At 52.6% G+C, this 646-nt stretch carries 1 protein-coding gene; it reads left to right on the forward strand.

Features of this window, described 5'->3' with window-relative positions; translation table 11 throughout:
- Positions 1–646, forward strand: a 646-nt coding sequence (gene tehB, locus ACTHUM_RS17250; protein ID WP_440403590.1) for a tellurite resistance methyltransferase TehB, incomplete at both ends; no start/stop codon positions are given.

Genomic DNA, 646 nt, shown 5'->3' on the forward strand with positions numbered 1-646 from the left:
GCCTCAATGTCCTCCAAGGCCGTCTGAACTTCAATGAATTGGACGAGGCGGGCAATGTTACGGCCACGCATGAGCTGACGCCTGAGAGCGGCGATTGGATTATCCATCCGCAAGCATGGCACTTTATTGCGCCGCAAACGCAAGACACGGAAATCCAACTGTCGTTTTACTGCGAGGCGGCGGACTATTTCAATAAGAAATACGGCATGAGCGCGACACATTCGGCCGTCCGCGCCGCCGAAGGCATCGTGCCTGTCGGCAAGGTTTTGGATATGGGCTGCGGCCAGGGGCGCAATGCGCTGTATCTGGGTTTGAAAGGTTTTGACGTTACCGCTGTCGATAATAATCCCCATGCGGTTCAAAACGTGGAAGAGCTGGCGCGTATTGAAGAGTTGAATGTTCGCGCGTTTGAATACGACCTCAACGCCGCCAATATTCAGGAAAACTTCGATTATATGGTGGCGACCGTAGTGTTTATGTTCCTGATGCCGCGTTATGTTCCTGATGTGATTGCCAATATGAAGGAACACACCAACCCCGGCGGCTACAACCTGATCGTGTCTGCGATGGATACGGAAGATTTTCCTTGTCCGATGCCTTTCCCGTTCAAGTTTGGCGAGGGCGAGCTGCGCGAATACTATAAGGA

The sequence above is a fragment of the Neisseria sp. P0021.S006 genome (assembly GCF_051956895.1).